At 69.1% G+C, this 18,513-nt stretch carries 19 protein-coding genes and 1 tRNA gene; 7 read left to right on the top strand and 13 right to left on the bottom strand.

The genetic code is table 11. From position 1 onward, the window contains the following. Positions 1–35: 35 nt before the first annotated feature. The 3 genes from WDJ58_RS17975 to WDJ58_RS17965 form a co-directional block, all read right to left on the bottom strand. A complete protein-coding gene (locus WDJ58_RS17975; RefSeq protein ID WP_338914681.1) occupies positions 36–2,594 on the bottom strand; it encodes an efflux RND transporter permease subunit in 2,559 nt (852 codons plus the stop codon). Beyond that, entirely contained in the window at positions 2,595–4,202 is a 1,608-nt protein-coding gene (locus WDJ58_RS17970) for a COG1361 S-layer family protein (protein ID WP_338914680.1), read from the bottom strand. A 155-nt stretch (positions 4,203–4,357) separates the two neighbouring features. Continuing rightward, the gene (locus tag WDJ58_RS17965) at positions 4,358–5,101 is read right to left on the bottom strand and encodes a DICT sensory domain-containing protein (RefSeq protein WP_338914679.1); all 744 of its coding nucleotides are present in this window, start codon (positions 5,099–5,101) and stop codon (positions 4,358–4,360) included. A 493-nt stretch (positions 5,102–5,594) separates the two neighbouring features. On the opposite strand from WDJ58_RS17965, the gene WDJ58_RS17960 reads away from it, so the two are divergent. The 7 genes from WDJ58_RS17960 to WDJ58_RS17930 all read left to right on the top strand — a co-directional run bounded on the left by WDJ58_RS17960 (position 5,595) and on the right by WDJ58_RS17930 (position 11,713). Then, on the top strand, positions 5,595–7,490 hold the full coding sequence (locus WDJ58_RS17960; RefSeq protein ID WP_338914678.1) for a 2-oxoacid:acceptor oxidoreductase subunit alpha: 1,896 nt from the start codon (positions 5,595–5,597) through the stop codon (positions 7,488–7,490). Positions 7,491–7,493: 3 nt separating this feature from the next. Beyond that, the gene (locus tag WDJ58_RS17955; RefSeq protein WP_338914677.1) at positions 7,494–8,435 is read left to right on the top strand and encodes a thiamine pyrophosphate-dependent enzyme; all 942 of its coding nucleotides are present in this window, start codon (positions 7,494–7,496) and stop codon (positions 8,433–8,435) included. Between the two features lie 184 nt (positions 8,436–8,619). Continuing rightward, on the top strand, positions 8,620–9,465 hold the full coding sequence (locus WDJ58_RS17950; RefSeq protein WP_338914676.1) for a hypothetical protein: 846 nt from the start codon (positions 8,620–8,622) through the stop codon (positions 9,463–9,465). A 162-nt stretch (positions 9,466–9,627) separates the two neighbouring features. Next, a complete protein-coding gene (lrpA1, locus tag WDJ58_RS17945) occupies positions 9,628–10,056 on the top strand; it encodes an HTH-type transcriptional regulator LrpA1 (protein WP_338914675.1) in 429 nt (142 codons plus the stop codon). Between the two features lie 131 nt (positions 10,057–10,187). Continuing rightward, positions 10,188–10,445, top strand: a complete 258-nt coding sequence (locus WDJ58_RS17940) for a hypothetical protein (protein WP_338914674.1) — start codon at positions 10,188–10,190, stop codon at positions 10,443–10,445. A 66-nt stretch (positions 10,446–10,511) separates the two neighbouring features. After that, positions 10,512–11,012 carry an SRPBCC family protein gene (locus tag WDJ58_RS17935; RefSeq protein ID WP_338914673.1) on the top strand — a complete coding sequence of 167 codons (501 nt, stop codon included), beginning with the start codon at positions 10,512–10,514 and terminating at the stop codon, positions 11,010–11,012. Positions 11,013–11,122: 110 nt separating this feature from the next. After that, positions 11,123–11,713 (top strand): FAD-dependent oxidoreductase, encoded by a 591-nt coding sequence (locus tag WDJ58_RS17930; protein WP_338914672.1) that lies wholly within the window; start codon positions 11,123–11,125, stop codon positions 11,711–11,713. 24 nt (positions 11,714–11,737) lie between these two features. Here WDJ58_RS17930 and WDJ58_RS17925 read toward each other — a convergent pair whose 3' ends face one another. From WDJ58_RS17925 to WDJ58_RS17880, 10 genes are all read right to left on the bottom strand, one after another. After that, the gene (locus WDJ58_RS17925) at positions 11,738–12,190 is read right to left on the bottom strand and encodes a universal stress protein (protein WP_338914671.1); all 453 of its coding nucleotides are present in this window, start codon (positions 12,188–12,190) and stop codon (positions 11,738–11,740) included. A gap of 221 nt (positions 12,191–12,411) precedes the next feature. Next, a complete protein-coding gene (locus WDJ58_RS17920) occupies positions 12,412–12,789 on the bottom strand; it encodes a nitrile hydratase accessory protein (RefSeq protein ID WP_338914670.1) in 378 nt (125 codons plus the stop codon). Then, positions 12,782–13,480 (bottom strand): nitrile hydratase subunit alpha, encoded by a 699-nt coding sequence (gene nthA / locus WDJ58_RS17915; protein WP_338914669.1) that lies wholly within the window; start codon positions 13,478–13,480, stop codon positions 12,782–12,784. The genes WDJ58_RS17920 and nthA overlap by 8 nt, the downstream gene beginning before the upstream one ends. Continuing rightward, the gene (nthB, locus tag WDJ58_RS17910) at positions 13,477–14,148 is read right to left on the bottom strand and encodes a nitrile hydratase subunit beta (protein ID WP_338914668.1); all 672 of its coding nucleotides are present in this window, start codon (positions 14,146–14,148) and stop codon (positions 13,477–13,479) included. The genes nthA and nthB overlap by 4 nt, the downstream gene beginning before the upstream one ends. Before the next feature lie 67 nt (positions 14,149–14,215). Further along, complete coding sequence (locus tag WDJ58_RS17905) at positions 14,216–14,659, bottom strand: GIY-YIG nuclease family protein (RefSeq protein WP_338914667.1); 444 nt, start codon at positions 14,657–14,659, stop codon at positions 14,216–14,218. A gap of 62 nt (positions 14,660–14,721) precedes the next feature. Continuing rightward, the gene (locus WDJ58_RS17900) at positions 14,722–16,317 is read right to left on the bottom strand and encodes a succinic semialdehyde dehydrogenase (RefSeq protein WP_338914666.1); all 1,596 of its coding nucleotides are present in this window, start codon (positions 16,315–16,317) and stop codon (positions 14,722–14,724) included. A 100-nt stretch (positions 16,318–16,417) separates the two neighbouring features. After that, entirely contained in the window at positions 16,418–17,371 is a 954-nt protein-coding gene (locus tag WDJ58_RS17895) for a transcription initiation factor IIB (RefSeq protein WP_338914665.1), read from the bottom strand. Positions 17,372–17,726: 355 nt separating this feature from the next. After that, on the bottom strand, positions 17,727–17,936 hold the full coding sequence (locus tag WDJ58_RS17890; RefSeq protein ID WP_338914664.1) for a hypothetical protein: 210 nt from the start codon (positions 17,934–17,936) through the stop codon (positions 17,727–17,729). A 74-nt stretch (positions 17,937–18,010) separates the two neighbouring features. Beyond that, complete coding sequence (locus tag WDJ58_RS17885) at positions 18,011–18,349, bottom strand: hypothetical protein (RefSeq protein ID WP_338914663.1); 339 nt, start codon at positions 18,347–18,349, stop codon at positions 18,011–18,013. A gap of 3 nt (positions 18,350–18,352) precedes the next feature. Beyond that, positions 18,353–18,424, bottom strand: a tRNA-OTHER gene (locus WDJ58_RS17880). Between the last annotated feature and the right edge of the window lie 89 nt (positions 18,425–18,513).

Raw genomic sequence — 18,513 nt, 5'->3', positions numbered from 1 at the left:
GCCGGTGCCCCCCGACCGGTGAGGGGGTGACGACGCTACGTCGGGGTCTCCCGGTCGGTCGGACCCGCCGGTCCGGTCCGTTCGGGCTCGTCGGGGGGGCTCTGCTCGCCGGTCTCGGCGATCCCCCCACCTCCCCGGTCGAAGAGGCGCGCCCAGACCACGAGCGCCGACGGGAGGACGAACAGCGAGGCGAGGAAGGCGTAGAACACCGAGAGCGCCGCGAGCAGGCCGAACTGGCCGATGGCCGGGAACACCGACAGGACGAGCACGCCGATACCGAACACGGTCGTCAGCATCGACCCCGCGAGCGCCCCGCCGGTCCCGCGTACGGTGCGCCCGAGGGCGGTGAACAGATCGTGGCCGTTCGTCTCGTACTCGTCGGCGAACCGGTGGGTGACGTGGACGGAGTAGTCGATGCCCAGCCCGATGGTGATGGCGAGGATGGTCGCGGTGAAGGCGTTGAACGAGATGCCCGCGAGCCGCATCGTCCCGGCCACCATCGCGACCGTGATGACGATCGGGAGGGTGTTCGCCAGCCCCAGCGAGGGCCGTCCCTCGAGCACCCAGTAGATGAACAGGAGGAAGACGACGGTCCCGCCGAGCGCGACGGCGAGGCTCACGACGGCCGACTCGAGGATGAGGCTGGAGATGGCCTCGAAGACGACGGTCGAGCCGGTCGCCGTGGCCGCGAGGCGGAAGTCATCCGCGATGGTTCGGGCGTCGGCGGTGATCTCGGACTGGGAGGCGTCGGCCTCGACGCTGTAGACGACCTGCGTCGCCCGGTAGTCCTCGGTGATGTACTCCAGGGCGTCCCCCCGCGAGTCGGAGTTCAGGAGGTAGTCGTAGACCCGCTCGAGGTTCTGGTCGGGGATGCCGTTGTCGTCGCGGTCGTTTCGGTCGACGAGCCGCCGGAACTCGGGGTCGCTCGCCGCGCGATTCTGGATGATCGTGACGATGCTCGTGGACTCGGCGCGGCCGTCCGTCCGGACGAACGAATCCGGCGGGTCATCCCCGGCACGATAGATGGATTCGAGGGCGTAGCTCCGGCGCAACGGTCCCTCGACGTACATCGTCACCGAGGAGGACTGGCTCACGGAGAACTTCTCCTCGAGGTAGTTGAGGTCGCGCGTGACGGTGTACTCGGAGGGCTTGAACGGCTCGGGGAGGTTCGCCAGGTAGGGCGGGGTCTCCTCGGGGGGCAGGAAGTCCTCGTTCGAGAACGTCGTGTCGATACCGGTCGCGTAGAACCCGGCGACCCCGGCGACCCCGATCATGAGGAGGACGAACACCACGGGCGCGTAGCGGGCGACACCGACGCCGCCCGAGAGCGCCCGGCCCAGTGCCGACCCCTCCGAGCCCAGCGGCGTCGTCGAGAAGGTCGGTATCGGGTACTTATCCCGCGATTTGTCGAGCAGCACCTTCGCCGCGGGGAGGAAGATACCGAAGATGTGGAACGTAAAGACGATACCGACGCCGGCGACGATACCGAAGTCCCTGATCGGCGGGAGCGCGGAGGTGAGGTTCGCTCCGAACCCGATGACGGTCGTCCCCATCACGATGAAGAACGCGACCAGGAGCTGGTCGGTCGCGGTCCGCATCGACGTCTCGATATCGTACCCCTCGACGCGTTCCTCGCGGTAGCGGTTGACCGCGTGGATGCCGAAGTCGATCCCGACCGCGAGCAGGAGCGGGGGGACCGCGATGAGTATCTGGTTGAACGGGATGCCGGCGAGTCCCATGAATCCGAACGTCCAGACGATGGCCATCAACAGCGAGAGTAGCCCCAGCAGCAGGTCGGCGAGGTCCCGGTAGGCGACGATCAGGAAGACGACGATGAACACGACCGCCGCGGGGACGGTGACGATGAGCGAGTCGAAGATGACGTTGCCGAACTCCGCGGAGATGATCCCCTCGCCGAACACGCGGATGTCGGCGTCGACGGAGTTCACGACGAACTCCGCGCGGAGCTGGATCGGCGTCAGCGGCGAGGAGCCGCCCTGCCCGGCCGAGCTCGATATCCCCGTCGGGATCTCGTGGGTGACGACCCCGATGGTCGCCGACGCGGACGCCGACTGCGGGTTGTAGTCCTGCGAGAGGAGTCCGGCGATGCCGTCACCCCGCGAGTCGGCCGCCCGGACGGCGCGGTCGATCCGACCCGGCGTCGCTTCCTCCAGGACGTCGATCTGCTCCTCCAGGGTGTCGGCGGACGGGTCGATGCTCCGGGCAACCACGCTCGCGGCCCCCGAGGTCGACTCGACCCGGAGCCCCTCGGTCTCCTGGAGGCGCTGCTGGACGGTCAGCATCCGTATCATCTCCCGCTTCGAGAGGACGTTCTGGCCCGACTGGATGAGCTGCGTGCTCCCGGTGTCGGCGGCGAACGCCGGCCCGAACTTCTCCTGGACCTGCTCGAAGGCGACCTGCGCGGGGACGTCCTGGGTGAACCCCATGGTCCCGGCGTCGGTCGAGACGTTCGCCAGCCCGCCCGCGAACACGACCGTCAGTAGGAGGAACGCGACGACGATCCGCTTGGGATGGTTGACGATCTGGTCGTCGGCGGCGTCGATGAACCGCTGGTAGTCGACGGGACCGGCCATCTACGCCGAGCGCGAGCGGCGGAACAGGACCACGCCCGCGACCCCGCCGACGGCCAGGAACACCAGGAGGCCGCCCGGGCCGAGCAGCAGGCCCAGGAACCCGCCGCCCTCGCTCTCGGTCACCTCGACCGGGACCCGGTAGGTGTCCGAGAGCTTCGTGTCGCCGTCGGGCTCGTCGTACTGGAAGTCGAGCGAGACGGGGTAGACCTTCGGCGTCGCCGACCCCGCCGCCCCGATGGCGAACGTCAGGGTCTCGGTCCCGCCCGGTTCGATGGTGTCGACGAACGCCTCGTCGTCGCTCACGCTGATGGGCGAGTCGGCGAACAGCTTCGCCGAGACGTCGCTCACCGGCACGTCGCGGTTGTTGGTCAGCTGGACCCGGAGCTGTGTCGACCCGCCGGCACCGACGGTCGCGTTCGTCTCGACGTCGAACACCTGCTGTGAGGGGCCGACGTCGTAGCGTGCGTACAGCGGGTCGGACCGGGTGGTGACACCGTTGGCGTCGTCGTACCGGACCCGGTAGGTGAACTGGCGGGGGCCGGCGCGTGCGGAGTCGGAGATCTCGATCTCGTAGCCGAAGCTCGTCGACTCGTTCGGTTCGAGGTCGCCGAGCGCGAACTCCCGCTCGGTCGCGTCGACGTTCGAGCCGGGGTCCTCGAGGACCAGCACCGCGTTGTCGGCGGCCACCGGCCCTCCGTTGCGGATCGTCCCGGTCAGGTTACCCTCGCTGTCGACGCGGAGGCTCCCGTCCGTCTCGGCGAGCGAGAACGACTGCTCCTCGGCGGGTCTGGCACCCGTCGTGAGCGAGGCGTTCTGCGGGACGCCGTCCTCGTCCTCGTACCGGACGCTGGCACCGAGCGCGATCGAACGGGGTTCGACGTCGCCGGCCACGCTCGCGCTGAACGTGAAGTTTCGGCGCTCGCCGGCCGGCCAGTCTCCGACGTATGTCTCCGCCGTCGGGCTCTCCCCGAAGGTGAGCGAACCGCTCGTCGACTGCACCGAGAGGGTCGCCTCCCGGGCGGGTGCGTTCCCCGTGTTCTCGACGGCCATCCGGATCGAGCCGTTCGCGCCGATCGCCGCCTCGGTCGTCGTCTCGACGACGGCGAAGTCCGCCGCGGGGACGACCCGGACGCCGACGTACAGCGTCTCGTCGACCGTGTCCTCGTCGCGGAACCGGTCACGGTCGTCGATGAGTTCGGTGTAGGTGTACTCGACGTCGACGGGGACCCGGTACCGCCCGGGCTCGGCGTCCTCGTCGACCACGACCTCGAACGGGACCGAGGCGACCCCGCCGTCCGGTATCTGTCCCAGCCGCCTCGCGTTCGTCCGCACCTGGATCGGGGCGTCGCCCGACCGGAGGCTGACCCGCACGCCGCGGGCGGCGGTGGCCCGCTGGATGTCCGTGGGGTTGCGGCTACCCGACTCGACCGTCGCCGTGTTGCTTATCTGTAGTTCGAGGGCCGTCACCTCGCCCGCCTCGACGCGGTTGTCGGGCAGTTCGGCGGACAGGTGGGGCTCGCCCCGCGTGTCCGCGACGACGACCGTCGCGGCCGGGACCACCACCATCGCCACCACCAGAATCAGGATCAGCGCGCGACGACCTCTCACGACGGATCCTCCCGCCTCGTCGCGCCGACTCGACAGTTCATGCCCGGACCGAACGATGCCAGGCCAATAAGGTTCGGCAAACTACTGACAACGTTGTCGAAGTTTATTCCAAACCGAGGGCGGATGCGGGACAGGGCGGAACGGCGAGCGGGCGCTCAGCGGGACTCGACGAGCCCGTAGGACCGTTCGAGGTACTCGACGATCCAGTCGACGGTGTCCGGGTCGTACGTCCAGAAGCCGTAGAACGTCCGCGGGTCGCGCTCCTCGGCCAGGAGAGCACACTTGTTGACGTCGACGCCGCCGCCGTCGTAGGCGACGAACCACGACGTCTCGATCTCCCGGCTCCGCTCGACGTGGATCGTGAGGTCGGTGTCGTGGACCGGGACCGTCTCCTGGTCGGGGTAGGCGTAGGCGTGGACGTCGAGGCCGTCCTTCGAGGCGAGGCGCTCGTAGACGTCCATCTGGTCCTCGAGGATCGAGAGGTACTGGAACCCGGCGTGGAGCGACCCCGTTCCGAGCCGCCAGGCGCGGTCCTCGATCTCGCGGGAGGCCGCGACCATCTGCCGGGTGTCGTAGGACGTGAACATCGTCTCGTCGAGGTGGTCGAGTATCGGCCGGTAGGAGGCGTCGTCGAAGCCGGGGTCGGTCCGGTCGCCCTCGCCGATCAGGTCCTCGAGACCGGCCGCCGTGACGAACTCCTCCTCCTCTTCCTCGGGATCGCCGCTCGACAGCACCACGAACGCCCGCGGTCTACCCGACTCCGTCCGTTCGGCCCTCACCGTCAGGTTCCGGTCGTGGAACCGCTCCTCGACCGCCTCGACTGCCTCCGGATCGGCGTTGAAGACCGTGAGCGTCTTCTCGTGGTCCTCCACGCCTCGTATCAGCTCGCTGAGGGACATCCGTCTCGTGTCCCTTCGGGGTTACGTCGTTATATCTCCTGCGGCACCGGTTCGAACGGCCGGTCGAGAACGGACGCCAGACCAGCCTCCGGGCCGCCGGGCCATCGACGCCGGCATCCCAGTCGGGGGTTCCTAGGACCGCGGACGGGCGCATCCGTCGACCCGGACACCCCCCGTCGGTCGTCCGCTCGCGATGGCTGTCCGACCGAGGCGGCCCGGTCCACGGTAATTCCTCCCGTTTCCGCCACCGCCGAACTGTCCCCGCCGGCCGGATCGCCAGACTTTATAAATTTTATTAACACAAAATAGGAATTAAAGTTAGGAAGTTGGGAAATATACCTGACAGGACGACCCTCCGTGTCATCCGTCGCCGGTGGCTACCTCCGGTCCGTCCTGCGTTTTCTGTCATTATTAATGCGTGCTATAGAGTAGCAAACGCTTTAGTCGCGCGCCCGTTCTTCTAGAGGTATGCGTAACCCCCTGGTGATGCACCATGACTGAAGAACTCGTCTGGCGGATCGCCGGCGGGTCCGGCGACGGCATCGACTCGACGAGCCAGAACTTCGCCAAGGCGCTGATGCGCTCGGGGCTGCACGTGTTCACACACCGGCACTACCCCTCGCGCATCCGCGGTGGCCACACGTACGTCGAGGTGCGGGCGTCGCCCGAGCCGGTCCGCTCGCGCGGCGACGGGTACAACTGCCTGCTCGCGCTTGGCGACTCGTTCGCCCGGAACGAGCGGGAGGGCACCGTCTACGGCAACGAGCAGGTCAAGCCGCTCTCGGAGAACCTCGACGAGCTTCGGGAGGGCGGGGTCATCGTCTACGACGAGGGGCTGCTCGACACCGACGACATCGAGGATTTCGACGAGCGCGTCGAGGAGAACGACTGGAACGTCTACCCGGTCGACCTCCGGGGTATGGCCCGCGAGATGGGCCGTGAGGTGATGCGCAACACCGCCGGCGTCGGCGTCACCTGCGCCCTGCTGGAGTACGACCTCGGCCACATCGAGGAACTGATGGAGGAGCGGATGGACGGCGAGGTGCTCGAGACGAACCTCGAGATCCTCCAGGCGGCCGCAGACGACGCGGCCGAGTTCGACTTCACCCACGACCTCCGGATGCCCGAGGGCGAACACGAGGAGGAGCAGGTGCTGGTCAGCGGCTCCAACGGGATCACCTTCGGTGCCATCGACGAGGGCTGCCGGTTCATCGCGGGCTACCCGATGACCCCGTGGACCGAGGTGTTCACGCTGATGACCCAGTACCTCCCGGACCTCGGTGGCGTCTCCGAGCAGGTCGAGGACGAGATCGCCGCCGCCGCGCTCGCTATCGGGGCCTCCCACGCCGGCGTGAAGGCGATGTCCGGCTCCTCGGGTGGCGGGTTCGCGCTGATGAGCGAACCGCTCGGGCTCGCCGAGATGACCGAGACGCCCGTGGTCCTCCTGGAGTCGATGCGGGCCGGCCCCTCGACCGGGATGCCCACCAAACCCGAGCAGGCCGACCTCGAGCACGTCCTCTACACGAGTCAGGGTGACTCGAACCGCGTCGTGTTCGCGCCCGGCGACGCCATCGAGGCCTACGAGCAGACGCGCGACGCGTTCCGGCTCGCCTACGAGTACCACCTGCCGGCCATCGTCGTCTACGATCAGAAGCTCTCGGGCGAGCTCGTGAACGTCCCAGAGTCGGTGTTCGACCGCGAGCCCAACCCCGACCCGGGCAACACGCTCACCGAGGACGAGATCGCCGAGGCGGCCCACCACCACTCCGGGAAGTTCGAGCGCTACAACTACGAGACCGAGCGCGGCTCCTCGCCCCGGTCGATCCCCGGCCAGACCGGTGGGCGCTTCCTCGCCTCGGGCAACGAGCACTGGCCGACCGGCCACATCGCGGAGGACCCCGACAACCGGGTCGCCCAGATGAACCGCCGGCTCTCGAAGCTCACCAACATCCGCGAGGAGCTCGACGAGCGCGGCCAGGACGAGTCGAACCAGGCCTACCACGGCCCCGAGGACGCCGAGTACGGCATCATGACCTGGGGCAGCCAGCAGGGCACCGTCGAGGAGGCCGTCGACCGGCTGAACGACGCCGGCCACTCCGTGAAGTCCATCTCCGTCTCGGACCTGATGCCGTTCCCCGAGCAGGAGGTGACGGCGTTCCTCGAATCCGTCGAGTCGTGCCTGGTCGTCGAGATGAACGCGACGGCGCAGTTCAAGCGCCACGTCCAGGGCTGTCTCGGTCGGTTCGGCCCGAAGATGTCCAGTCTGCTCAAGTACAACGGCAACCCCTTCGAGCCGCGCGAGATCGTCGAGGGGTTCGAGACGAACACGAACGGGGAGACGGACGTGCCCAACGACACGACCACGTACCTCCCCGCTGCGGGTGACTAATCCATGAGTGCATTCAGCGCCATCGGCGAACACGAGGGACAGACGACCGAACAGGACGAGTTCACGCCCGGTATCGAGCCACAGGCGACGTGGTGTCCCGGATGCGGTGACTTCGGCGTCCTCAAGGCGCTGAAGGGGGCGATGTCCGACCTCGGCAAGAGCCCCGACGAGGTGATGCTCGTCACGGGTATCGGTTGCTCGGGCAAGCTCTCCTCGTACTTCGAGAGTTACGGCTTCCACTCCATCCACGGCCGATCGCTCCCGGTCGCACGCGCCACGAAGCTCGCCAATCCCGGCCTCGAAGTGGTCGCGGCGGGCGGCGACGGCGACGGCTACGGCATCGGCGGGAACCACTTCATGCACACCGCCCGGGAGAACCACGACATGACCTACATCGTGTTCAACAACGAGATCTTCGGGCTCACGAAGGGCCAGACGTCCCCGACGAGCCCGAAGGGCCACAAGTCCAAGACCCAGCCCCACGGCTCGGCGAAGGATCCGGTGCGCCCGCTCTCGATGTCGCTGGCCGCCGGGTCGTCCTACGTCGCCCGGACCGCCGCGGTCAACCCCAACCAGGCCCGCGAGATACTGGTCGAGGCCATCGAGCACGACGGGTTCTCCCACATCGACTTCCTCACCCAGTGTCCGACCTGGAACAAGGACGCAAAGCAGTACGTCCCGTACATCGACGTCCAGCAGAACGACGACTACGAGTTCGACACCGGCGACCGCCGCGAGGCCGCCGACATGATGTACGAGACCGAGACGGCACTCCACGAGGGCAAGGTCCTCACCGGTCGGTTCTACCACGACGCCGACCGCCCCTCCTACGGCCAGGAGAAGCGCTCGACCGGCGAGATGCCCGAGACCCCCCTCGCCGAGCGCTACTTCGAGGAGGACTACGAGTGGGAGCGGTCCTACGACCTGCTCGACCCCCACCGGTAGGGATCGACACCGTCGTCGGCCGATCCGATCTCCCGGTGGTGCCCGAGCCGTCGATCCGGACCCGCGCTCGGGCCGCGCGACCCGCAGGTAGATATTTCACACCACGGACGAGTCAGTAGCCATGGCTCCGTCCGGCGTGCGCGGCGCTCCCGGAGGTGTAGACCCGCCCGGTTCCCCCGGCGGAATGACCGACGACGGGGCGACCGACGCCCCCCTCCGCGACGACCGGATCCTCCACGTCACCCGGTTGGTGGCCTGGATCATCGTCCCGTTCCTCGCGGCGGCGTTCCTGGTCCTCTTCGGGTTTCCGGGGCGAACCACCGAACTCTTCGCCTGGACGATACGGCCCGACATGACACCGATGCTGATGGGTGCCGGCTACGGCGCGGGGGTCTACTTCTTCTACCGGGTCGCCACCGGCGAGGAGTGGCACCGTGTGGCCCCCGTCTTCCCCGGCATCGCGGCGTTCACCTGGTTCATGGCCGTCGCCACCGTGCTCCACTGGGAGAACTTCAACCACGACCACTACACGTTCGTCCTCTGGGTCGCCCTCTACGCGGTGACGCCCGTGCTCGTTCCCGCCATCTGGTGGGTCAACCGCCGGACCGCGAGCGAGCCGTCGGTCGAGGACGTCCGTCTCCCCCGAGCGGTGCGACTCGTGGGCGGGGCACTCGGGGTCCTCGTCACGGCCAGTGCGGTCGTCCTGTTCGTCGCTCCCGGACCGATGGTCGGTGCCTGGCCGTGGGCCGTCTCCCCGCTGACCGCGCGGATCCTGGCCGGGTGGTTCGCGCTGTTCGGCGTCGTCAGCGGCGTCGTCGTACTGGACCCGCGCTGGAGCGCGGCCCGACTCCTGGTCCGGAGCCAGCTGCTCGGGTTCGCGCTGGTACTGGTCGGCGTCGCTCGCGCGTGGAGCGACTTCGACCCGTCGAACCCGCTGACGTGGGGGGTCGTCGGTGGGATGGTGCTGTACCTGGGAGCGGTATCCGTCCTCTACCTCCGGATGGAGAGCCGTCACGACGCGCCCGGGTAGGCGGGACACGACGCCGAAACCGGAGGACGGTGACGGCTCGTCTTCCCCGACCGGGTCGGTATTCGGTCGACGTTCGCCCCGTTCCGGATCGGCGAGGTCGGGGCTCACCCGGTCGTTTTCCGGTTCGGAAGATATTTTTTCGGGGAACGTAAATCAGTGTGCATGAGTGCTGGCTCGACGGAGGACCGAATCCTCGCCGTGCTGGAGGAGGACGCACAGGCCTCCTACGCGGAGATCGCCGAGCGGGCGGGCGTATCGAAGCCGACGGTGCGGAAGTACATCAACCGGCTCGAGGACGAGGGGGTGATCGTCGGCTACTCCGCCGACGTCAACCCGAAGAAGCTCTCCTCGCAGTCCATCGCGCTCGTGGGCATCGACGTCGCCAGCGAGCGCTACGTCGAGGCCACCCGCGAGCTGAAAGAGCTCGACTCCGTCGAGTCGCTCTACACCTCCTCGGGCGACCACATGCTGATGGCCGAGGTCCGGGCCCCCGACGGCGACGCCGTCGGCGAGGTCATCTCCGACCGCATCCTCACCATCGAAGGCGTCGAGGCCGCCCACCCCTCGTTCCTCCAGGAGCGCCTGAAGTGACCACCGCGAGGCCGTCGTCCTCCCCACCCCGGAACCGCTCCCTCGAACGCCCTCCCTACGACGACCCCACGCTCCCCGAGCGGGTGGCCGGCTTTATCTCCGAGCCGTCCCCACGGTCGGGTTGACACCCGATGATCGTCGACGTCCTCGCCGAGATACGGGCCGGGTGGGGCGACGCCACGACGGGCGAGCGTCTCCACGCCCTCTGGTACCTCGCCAACGACGTTCTCGCGCTCGCGCTCGTCGCGAGCGTGATCGCGCTGTTCCTCGTCAGCGCCGGCCCGAGGTTCCCGACCGACGGGTGGCTCGCGGTCGTCGCCGTCGCCGTCCTCTGGCTGGTCTCGATCGTCGTCGTCGACCCCGTCGCCGACCGGTTCGTCTACGACTGAAACTGCCGACGCCCGTTGGTCCGTCGGGAACGGGGCCGTTTTGAGGCCGAGGCGCGTAGAACGACCATGCCGACCTACCGGCGTCAGACGCGCGTCGCCGCCCCGATCGAGGAGGTCTGGGACTTTTACTCCCGGATCTCGGGGCTGGAGGCGCTCACGCCCGACTTCATGAACCTCCGCGTCGAGCGAGTCACCGGCCCCGACGGCGAGCCGGATCCCGAGATCCTGGGAGCCGGCTCGCGCATCGACCTGTCGATGCGGCCGTTCGGCGTCGGTCCCCGCCAGTCCTGGACCTCCGTCGTCACCGAGCGCGAGGAGGGCGACGGGAGCGCGATGTTCCGCGACACGATGGAGGGCGGACCGTTCCCCGAGTGGGACCACACCCACCGGTTCTTCGCCGACGGCGACGAGACGCTCGCCGTCGACCACGTGGCCTACCGCCTCCCGGGCGGCCCGGTCGGGGATCTGGTGGGTCCGCTGGGGTGGGCGGGCTTCGAGCCGATGTTCCGCTATCGCCACCGCCGGACCCGCGAACTGCTCGGGGGCGCTCCCGCTCGGACCGCGTAGGTCACGGTGGGTCCTCCGAGGGAGTCTCGACCCCAGTCGGTTACCCTCCCGTCACCCGCGGGCGTTCACGCTACCGTCCGCTTATTGTCCTGGCGATGATCCGTGAAGACATGGTCGACGTAGTCGTGGTCGGCGGTGGTCCCGCCGGCCTCAGCGCGGCACTGTTCACACAGAAGAACGGCCTCGACACTGTCGTCTTCGACACCGACGGGACGTGGATGCACAAGGCCCACCTGTTCAACTACCTCGGGATCGGATCGGTCGACGGGTCGGCGTTCCTGGAGACGGCACGCGCGCAGGTCGATCACTTCGGCGTCGAGCGCCACGACGCCGAGGTGACCGGTGTCTCCGCGAACGGTGACGGGTTCACCGTCTCGACCGACGACGAGGAGCACGACGCGCGATACGTGATCCTCGCCACGGGAGCCAACCGCGACCTCGCCGAGGACCTCGGCTGTGCGTTCACCGACGACGACGTCGTCGACGTGGACGTGACGATGGAGACGAGCGTGGAGGACGCCTACGCGACCGGCGCGATGGTCCGGGCCGAGGAGTGGCAGGCGGTCATCTCCGCCGGCGACGGCGCGGCCGCCGCGCTCAACGTCCTCACGAAGGAGCGCGGCGACCACTACCACGACTTCGACGTGCCCGACGACGCCGTCGAGGCCGTCGAGACGGCGATCGACGCGGACGAGGACTGAACCCCCGGGGCGTCCGTCGGTCGTTTAGCTCTCGTCCCCGTCCGTCACGTCGTCCTTGACGAGGAGGACGGACGTCGAGGCGTCGGCGACGACGCGATCGGAGACGCTGCCCAGTCCCTCGACCTTCTTCCGGGGGGTCTTCCCGTGCGGGCCGATGACGATGACGTCCGCGTCCGTCTCCTCGGCGTAGGCGACGATCTCCTTGTCGGGCGTCCCGTGTCGGACGGCCGTTCGGGCGTCGACGCCGGCCTCGTCCGCCCGGTCGGCGACCATCTCGACGGCCGACTCGCCCTGGCGCTCCAGGTCCGTGCGGACGTCCTCGACGAGGTCACCCGAACTCGCCTTGACCACCCGCTGGTCGACGACGTAGAGCGCGTGGACCGTCGCGTCGTGGTCGGCGGCCAGCGAGAGCGCGTGTGGCAGCGTTCGCTCGACCGTCTCGCTACCGTCCGTCGGAACGAGCAGCGTCTCGTACATGCCCACGGGATCGCCGCGACGGGTTTTAACCCTTCACCCCTCGCGTGCCGTGGCCGGCGTGCGATGCTGGCCGGGGCTGGAGTCGGGGGGAACCGAAAGGGGCCGCACTCTCGAGTCCGTCTCGACACGGAGTCGAGTCCAGTATCCCCGCTCTACCGTCGGGACGACGGGGGCCGGAACGCACGCCGGACCCTCTCGGTCCGATATCCGACACCGCAGGGCTAGTGCTCGCGCTCGCCCTCGACGAACTCCTCGGCGGTGCGCTCGCCGGCCGCGAACGACGCGGCACGTTCCCCGAGTTCGTCGTGGTCGAGCACCCCGTCCTCGACGAGCAGGCGTTCGAGCGCCGCGAGCCACTGCTCGTAGTAGACACCTTCGACCGCATCGCTGTCGCTTGCCGTTGGATCCTCGCGCCGGACCTCCTCGATGAGCCGCTCCTGGAACGACGACCACTCGAACCCCGCGCCGTCGTCGTGGAGTGCGACCGCGATCCCGAACGCGCGGGCCTGCCAGGGCTCGTCGAAGGTCGGGCCGTCCGCGTCCTCGTCACGGGCGAGCGCGGCCGGGTCGACCGGTCCAGGATCGGGGCGCTCAGGCATCGCTGACTCCCTCCAGGCGCTCGACCCCGATCATCGCGTCCCGCGTGACGACCTCCCGGAGCTCCTCCTCGTCCATCCCCTCGGTGCCGGGCGGTCGCTGCGGGAGGACCATGTAGCGGATCTCCGAACTCGAATCCCACACCTGCACCTCGGTGTCGTCGTCGAGTTCGACGCCGAACTCCGAGAGCACGGCGCGGGGCTCGCGCACCATCCGCGAGCGGTACGCCGGGGTCTTGTACCAGGTCGGCGGCAGTCCCAGGAGCGACCAGGGGTAACACGAACACAGCGTACAGACGACGGCGTTGTGTCTCTGTGGGCTGTTCTCCTTCACCTCGACGTGCTGGACGCCGACGTCGAAGTCGAACTCCGCGATGGCGTCGTCGGCGTCCTCGAGCAGTCGCTCCCGGAACGCCTCGTCGGTCCACGCCCGGGCGACGACCCGCGCGCCGTTCAGCGGGCCGATCTCCTGCTCGTACGCCGTGATGGCCTCGTCGATGGCGTCCGTCGAGACGAGTCCCTTCTCGACCAGGAGCGACTGGAGCGCGCGCGCTCGCGGACGCGGGTCGTCGGCCGTCACCCCCTCGTGGGGGTCGTGCGCGTGGTCGTGGTCGTGATCGTGGCCGTACGGGTGATCGCCGTGACCGTGTTCGTAGCCGTCGTGCTCCTCGTGGTCGTGGTCGTCGTGCGTCATGGTTCTGGTTCCTCCAGATAGCCCTCCCAGAGGTCGACGTGGACGGTGTCGTCGGCCTCGCGGTCCGGCCCCCACAGTTCGCCCGCCGCGAACCCGACCGTGTAGAGCGGCTCCGCTCGCTCCTCGCCGTGTGCGCTCGCGTCGGGCAGGACGTGTGCCCCGTGGACCGAGACGACCTCGCCCTCCGTTCGCCGGACGTACCGGGGACAACGGGTGTGTCCCTCGGGGTGGTCGTTGCGGACCCGGACCCGGTCGCCGACCTCGAACGACGGCTCCGGTCCATCGCGCTCGAAGTCCGAGTCGGTCCCGAAGGCCTCGCGGACGGCCCGCACGAGCGCCTCGCTCTCGCGCTCGGGGACCGCGGTGTCGCCGTCGTCCTCGAACTCCGCGCGGGCCGCCGCGAGTTCGGTCTCGGTGACGTGACCCTTCTCGACGAGCAGGCGTTCGAGGCCGTCCAGCCACCGCTCGAAGTAGGTGGCCCCGAGGTAGTCGGCGGGCTCCATCCGCTCGATGGCGTGGCGCTTCTCGTCGATGTTGAACCACCCTTCGGCCTTGGCGATCTTGTCCATCCCGTAGACGGCGCGCTCCCAGTCGGCGTGGAACTGCGCGTCGTCCTCGGGAACGGGGCCGAACCCGTGCATCCCGCCCATGTCGTGGACGCCGTCCATGTCTCTCGGGTACCGCGCCCGAGCGTAAAGCTTGCCCCGCCGGCGTCGGCGCTCGTCCGTCCAGCTCCTACTCGTTCGCGCTCCCGGCCGCCTCGTGAGCCGCCTCGACCGCCGCCAGCGCCGCCGTCTCACCGTCCGCCAGGGTGGCGAGGTGGCTCGGGCAGTCACAGTCCGACGCGCCGAATCCCTCGACCGGTCCCGCGGGGAGCCGCCGGGCGACCGCACACTCGACGTTCGCCCCAGGCGAGCGAACGACCTCCCGAATCGCCGCGTCGGGATGGCCGAGCAGGTAGTCGACGTGCCAGTGGCGTGCCCCGCGCTCGCCGGCCGCGAGTTCGCGGTGGCGCTCGACGCGGGCGAACCCGCCCGGGCCGAACGCCGACCCCGTGTAGGCGTACCGGCCACGGTCGAACGCGTGCTCGCCGAGCGACCCCACCTCCAGAACCGAGTCGCTAGCGAGTTCGACGACCAGCGTGTACGTCCCCTCCGTCTGCGTGTCCGTTTCGTCCACGACCTGCACGGCGGACGGGGGAGTCAAACCGATGGCGGTCGTGGCGGTCAACCGACGAACCCCTACCGCAGCCCCGGAATCCGCCGCCAGACCTTCAGTACGCCGGCCATCACCCGCGTGAACGCCCCGAACGGGATCGGCGGCTCCGAGAAGGCGTCGACCCGCTGGGTCGCCACGGTCTTCGACTCGGTGTACTTGAAAAAGCCCTCCTCGCCGTGGCGTCGGCCGATCCCCGAATCCTTCATCCCGCCCATCGGCGCGTCGACGCTCGCGTAGGCCGCGATATACGACTCGTTGACGTTGACCGTCCCGGCCTCGATACGGCGGGCGAGTTCGCGCCCGCGCTCCTCGTCCTCGGTCCACACCGACGCGTTCAGGCCGTACTCGGAGTCGTTCGCCCGCGCGACGGCTTCCTCGTCGTCGGCGACGGGGTGGACGCTCACGACCGGCCCGAACGTCTCCTCACAGCAGACGTCCATCTCCTCCTCGACGTCGGTGAGGACGGTCGGCTCGTAGAAGTACGGCCCCACGTCCGGGCGCGCCCGTCCCCCGGCACGGATCGTCGCGCCGTCGGCCCGCGCGTCCTCGACGTGGGACTCGACCTGTTCTAGCTGCTCGGCCGAGACGAGCGAGCCCAGCTCCGAGCCGAAGTCGTAGGTCGCGGCGGGCCGACGGTCGCGCGCGGCGGCGGCGAAACGCCGCACGAACTCCTCGTAGATCGACTCGTGGACGTAGATCCGCTCGATGGCGATGCAGGTCTGTCCCGCATTGTCGAAACAGCCCCGGACCAGTCCTCGAACGGTGCGGTCGAGGTCCGCGTCCGCCCGGACGACGGCGGGGTTCTTCCCGCCGAGTTCGAGCGAGCACGACGTGAGGTGCCCGCCGGCCTGCGCCGCGACCTCCCGGCCGACCGCCGTCGAGCCGGTGAACCCGACGTGGTCGACCCGCTCGATGAGCGGGGGACCGACCTCGGATCCCTCCCCCGGGACGACCTGGAAGACGCCCGCGGGGAGGCCGGCCTCTCGGAGGAGTCGCTTCGCGTAGAGGGCGACGTGTGTGGTCTGCTCGGCCGGCTTGCAGACGACGGCGTTCCCCGCGAGCAGTGCCGGAACCGCGTCGGAGACGACGAGTTCGAACGGGTAGTTCCACGGCGCGATGAGTCCGACCACACCCTTCGGCTCGTGGTGGACGTCCGCCCGAGTGAGGAGCGGGAACGCCCCCCGTCGGCGCTCGGATTCGAGGTACCCCGGCGCGCGGACCGCGTAGTGCCGAGCGGTCGTCGCCACGCTCATCACCTCGTCGTAGGCGTGTCGGCGCGCCTTCCCCGTCTCCAGCTGGACGACGTCGAGGAGCTCGTCCTGGCGGTCGAGCAGCCGGTCGTGAAAGCGCTCTAGCACCGCGGCACGCTCGTCGGCGGGGCGCTCGGCCCAGGCCTCCTGTGCATCTCGTGCCCGCTCGACCGCGAGTTCGACGGCCGCCTCACCGCACGACGGCACTTCCGCGAGTTCGTCCCCCGTGTAGGGCTCCTCGACGGACATCGATCCCTCCTCGCCGGTCGTGGTCGCGAGGTCGACCAGCCCGGCCGGGAGCGCCGGCCGGTCAGTCGCGTTCTGGCCGCCCGTCCGCCGTATCGACCCGGAAGATTCGTCGACGGTCATGGCCGCCGCTACGACGGTGGGACCCATAAGATGCGCGCGGGCGAGTGCGGGTCGGCCTTCCGGCCCGTTCGCTCTCCTCGACGATCTACCCGGAACCCGGTCAGTGGATACCGAGGGCTTCGATCTGTTCCTGGTAGCGGTTGCGGATCGTCACTTCGGTGACCTGGGCGACGTCGGCGACCTCGCGCTGGGTCTTCTTTTCGTTACAGAGCAGCGAGGCCGCGTAGATCGCCGCCGCGGCGTAGCCGGTGGGGGACTTCCCCGAGAGCATCCCCTTCTCGGCGGTCACCTCGATGATCTCGCGGGTCTTCTGCTCGACCTCCTCGCTCAGTCCCAGTTCGGAGCAGAACCGCGGGACGTACTGGACGGGGTCGACGGGCTCCAGTCCCAGGGAGAGCTCCTGGGCGATGTACCGGTACGTCCGGCCGATCTCCTTCTGCTCGACGCGGGCCACCTCGGCGACCTCGTCGAGCGAGCGGGGGATGCCCTCCTGCCGGCAGGCGGCGTAGAGCGCGCTCGTGGCGACCCCCTCGATCGAGCGCCCGCGGATGAGGTCCTCTTTGAGCGCCCGGCGGTAGATCACCGAGGCGACCTCTCGTACGGAGCGGGGAACGCCCAGGGCGCTTGCCATCCGGTCGATCTCGGAGAGGGCGAACTGGAGGTTGCGCTCGCCGGCGTCCTTGGTCCGAATACGCTCCTGCCACTTCCGGAGCCGGTGCATCTGTGAGCGCTTCTCCGAACTGATGGAGCGTCCGTAGGCGTCCTTGTCCTTCCAGTCGATCTGGGTGGTCAGCCCCTTGTCGTGCATCGTCTGGGTGGTGGGCGCGCCCACCCGGGACTTGTTCTGGCGCTCGGTGTGATTGAACGCGCGCCACTCCGGGCCGCGGTCTATGTGTTCTTCCTCCAGTATGAGGCCACACTCGTCGCAGACGAGTTCCCCTTCCCCGCTCTGCACAAGGTTAGTCGACTCGCACTCGGGACAGCCTGTCTCGGTTTCGGACTCGTCGTCCTCCACTTCGACACTCCGCTCTCGCTGGCGTGTCGGCCCTGCCATTATACTTTTGTGGAAGGCCGACTCCATATATAAAACCTTTCGTATAGGCGCTGACTGAATCGTCACCACCTCTCCGGCGGGGGCGAGCCGTCCCCCGAAATCGACGAAAACGGACGACAGCGGGGCCATAACTCGACGTGAAGGACACGGATTCGGACGCGTCGGACGGCCCTCGACGGGGGGAATCGGCGTCGATTGGCATCAAGTGATGACTCGGGCGGGGGAGGGGCACGCACGGGATCGAACCGTGCGGGTGGCCGCACCAGCGGCCGCGCCCGTCGTCGGGCGCCGGGGTCCGGGTGTCCCGGTATCGGGCTACGACGCCCCTCGGGAGCGTCCAGTCCGAAGGCCGCCGTCATTCCTCTCGCGGCCGGCCCCGCGCGACGACGAGGACCGCAAGGGCGGTCAGCGCGGCGACGGCCAGCGTGGGGTGGGTCAGCGCGTAGAGCGCGGCGGGCGGGACGACCGCCAGCGCGAGCGCGGCGAGGACCGGCGGCGCGCGCCGCCGGGCTCGCTCCAGTCTGAGATCGGTGCGTCGTTCGAGCAGCGTCTCGGTCGGTTGCACGGTGGATCAGCCGCCTCGCGGCGGCGAGGGGACGCGGGCGGAGTCGAACCGCCCCGGTAGACCACCTCGTCCTGCTACCCGACGTCGACGACGACCGCCTCGACGGCCTCGATGCCGAAGCCGTCGAGCAGCCGGTCGCGGACGGCGTCGGGATCGGCCGTCTGGATACCGGTACCGAGCCGTGCCGTGACGTCGACGTAGATGTCGAACGACGTCGGCCGGACGGCGTGTATCTCGCCGACGTCGGCCGTCTCGACGCCGGCCACTCCGGTGAGGACCTCCCGGACGCCGGCCGGGAGGTCGCCCATCGCGCCGCGGGGGACGCGGAGGGTGACCGCGGCCTCGACGGCCGCGAGCTCGTCCGCGGGTTCGTTCGTGTGCTGTTCGGTCTCGTTCGATGGTTCGGCTGCCATACAGGCTCCCGGCGCGGTTCGAGCGCGCGTCTCGGCCCCGCTGAGGGCCGCGTGTTACCGCTACACCACGGGAGTGGGTCCGTGTGGGCGGGCGTACTCACGCGGCGTGTCGGGGGAACGGTCCGCGTCGGAGTGCCACACGCGAATGGGCACCCCGTATCGGC

The sequence above is a fragment of the Salinirubellus litoreus genome (assembly GCF_037335815.1).
Lineage (GTDB): Archaea > Halobacteriota > Halobacteria > Halobacteriales > Haloarculaceae > Salinirubellus > Salinirubellus litoreus.
This window is presented reverse-complemented; position numbering and strand designations above follow the sequence as displayed.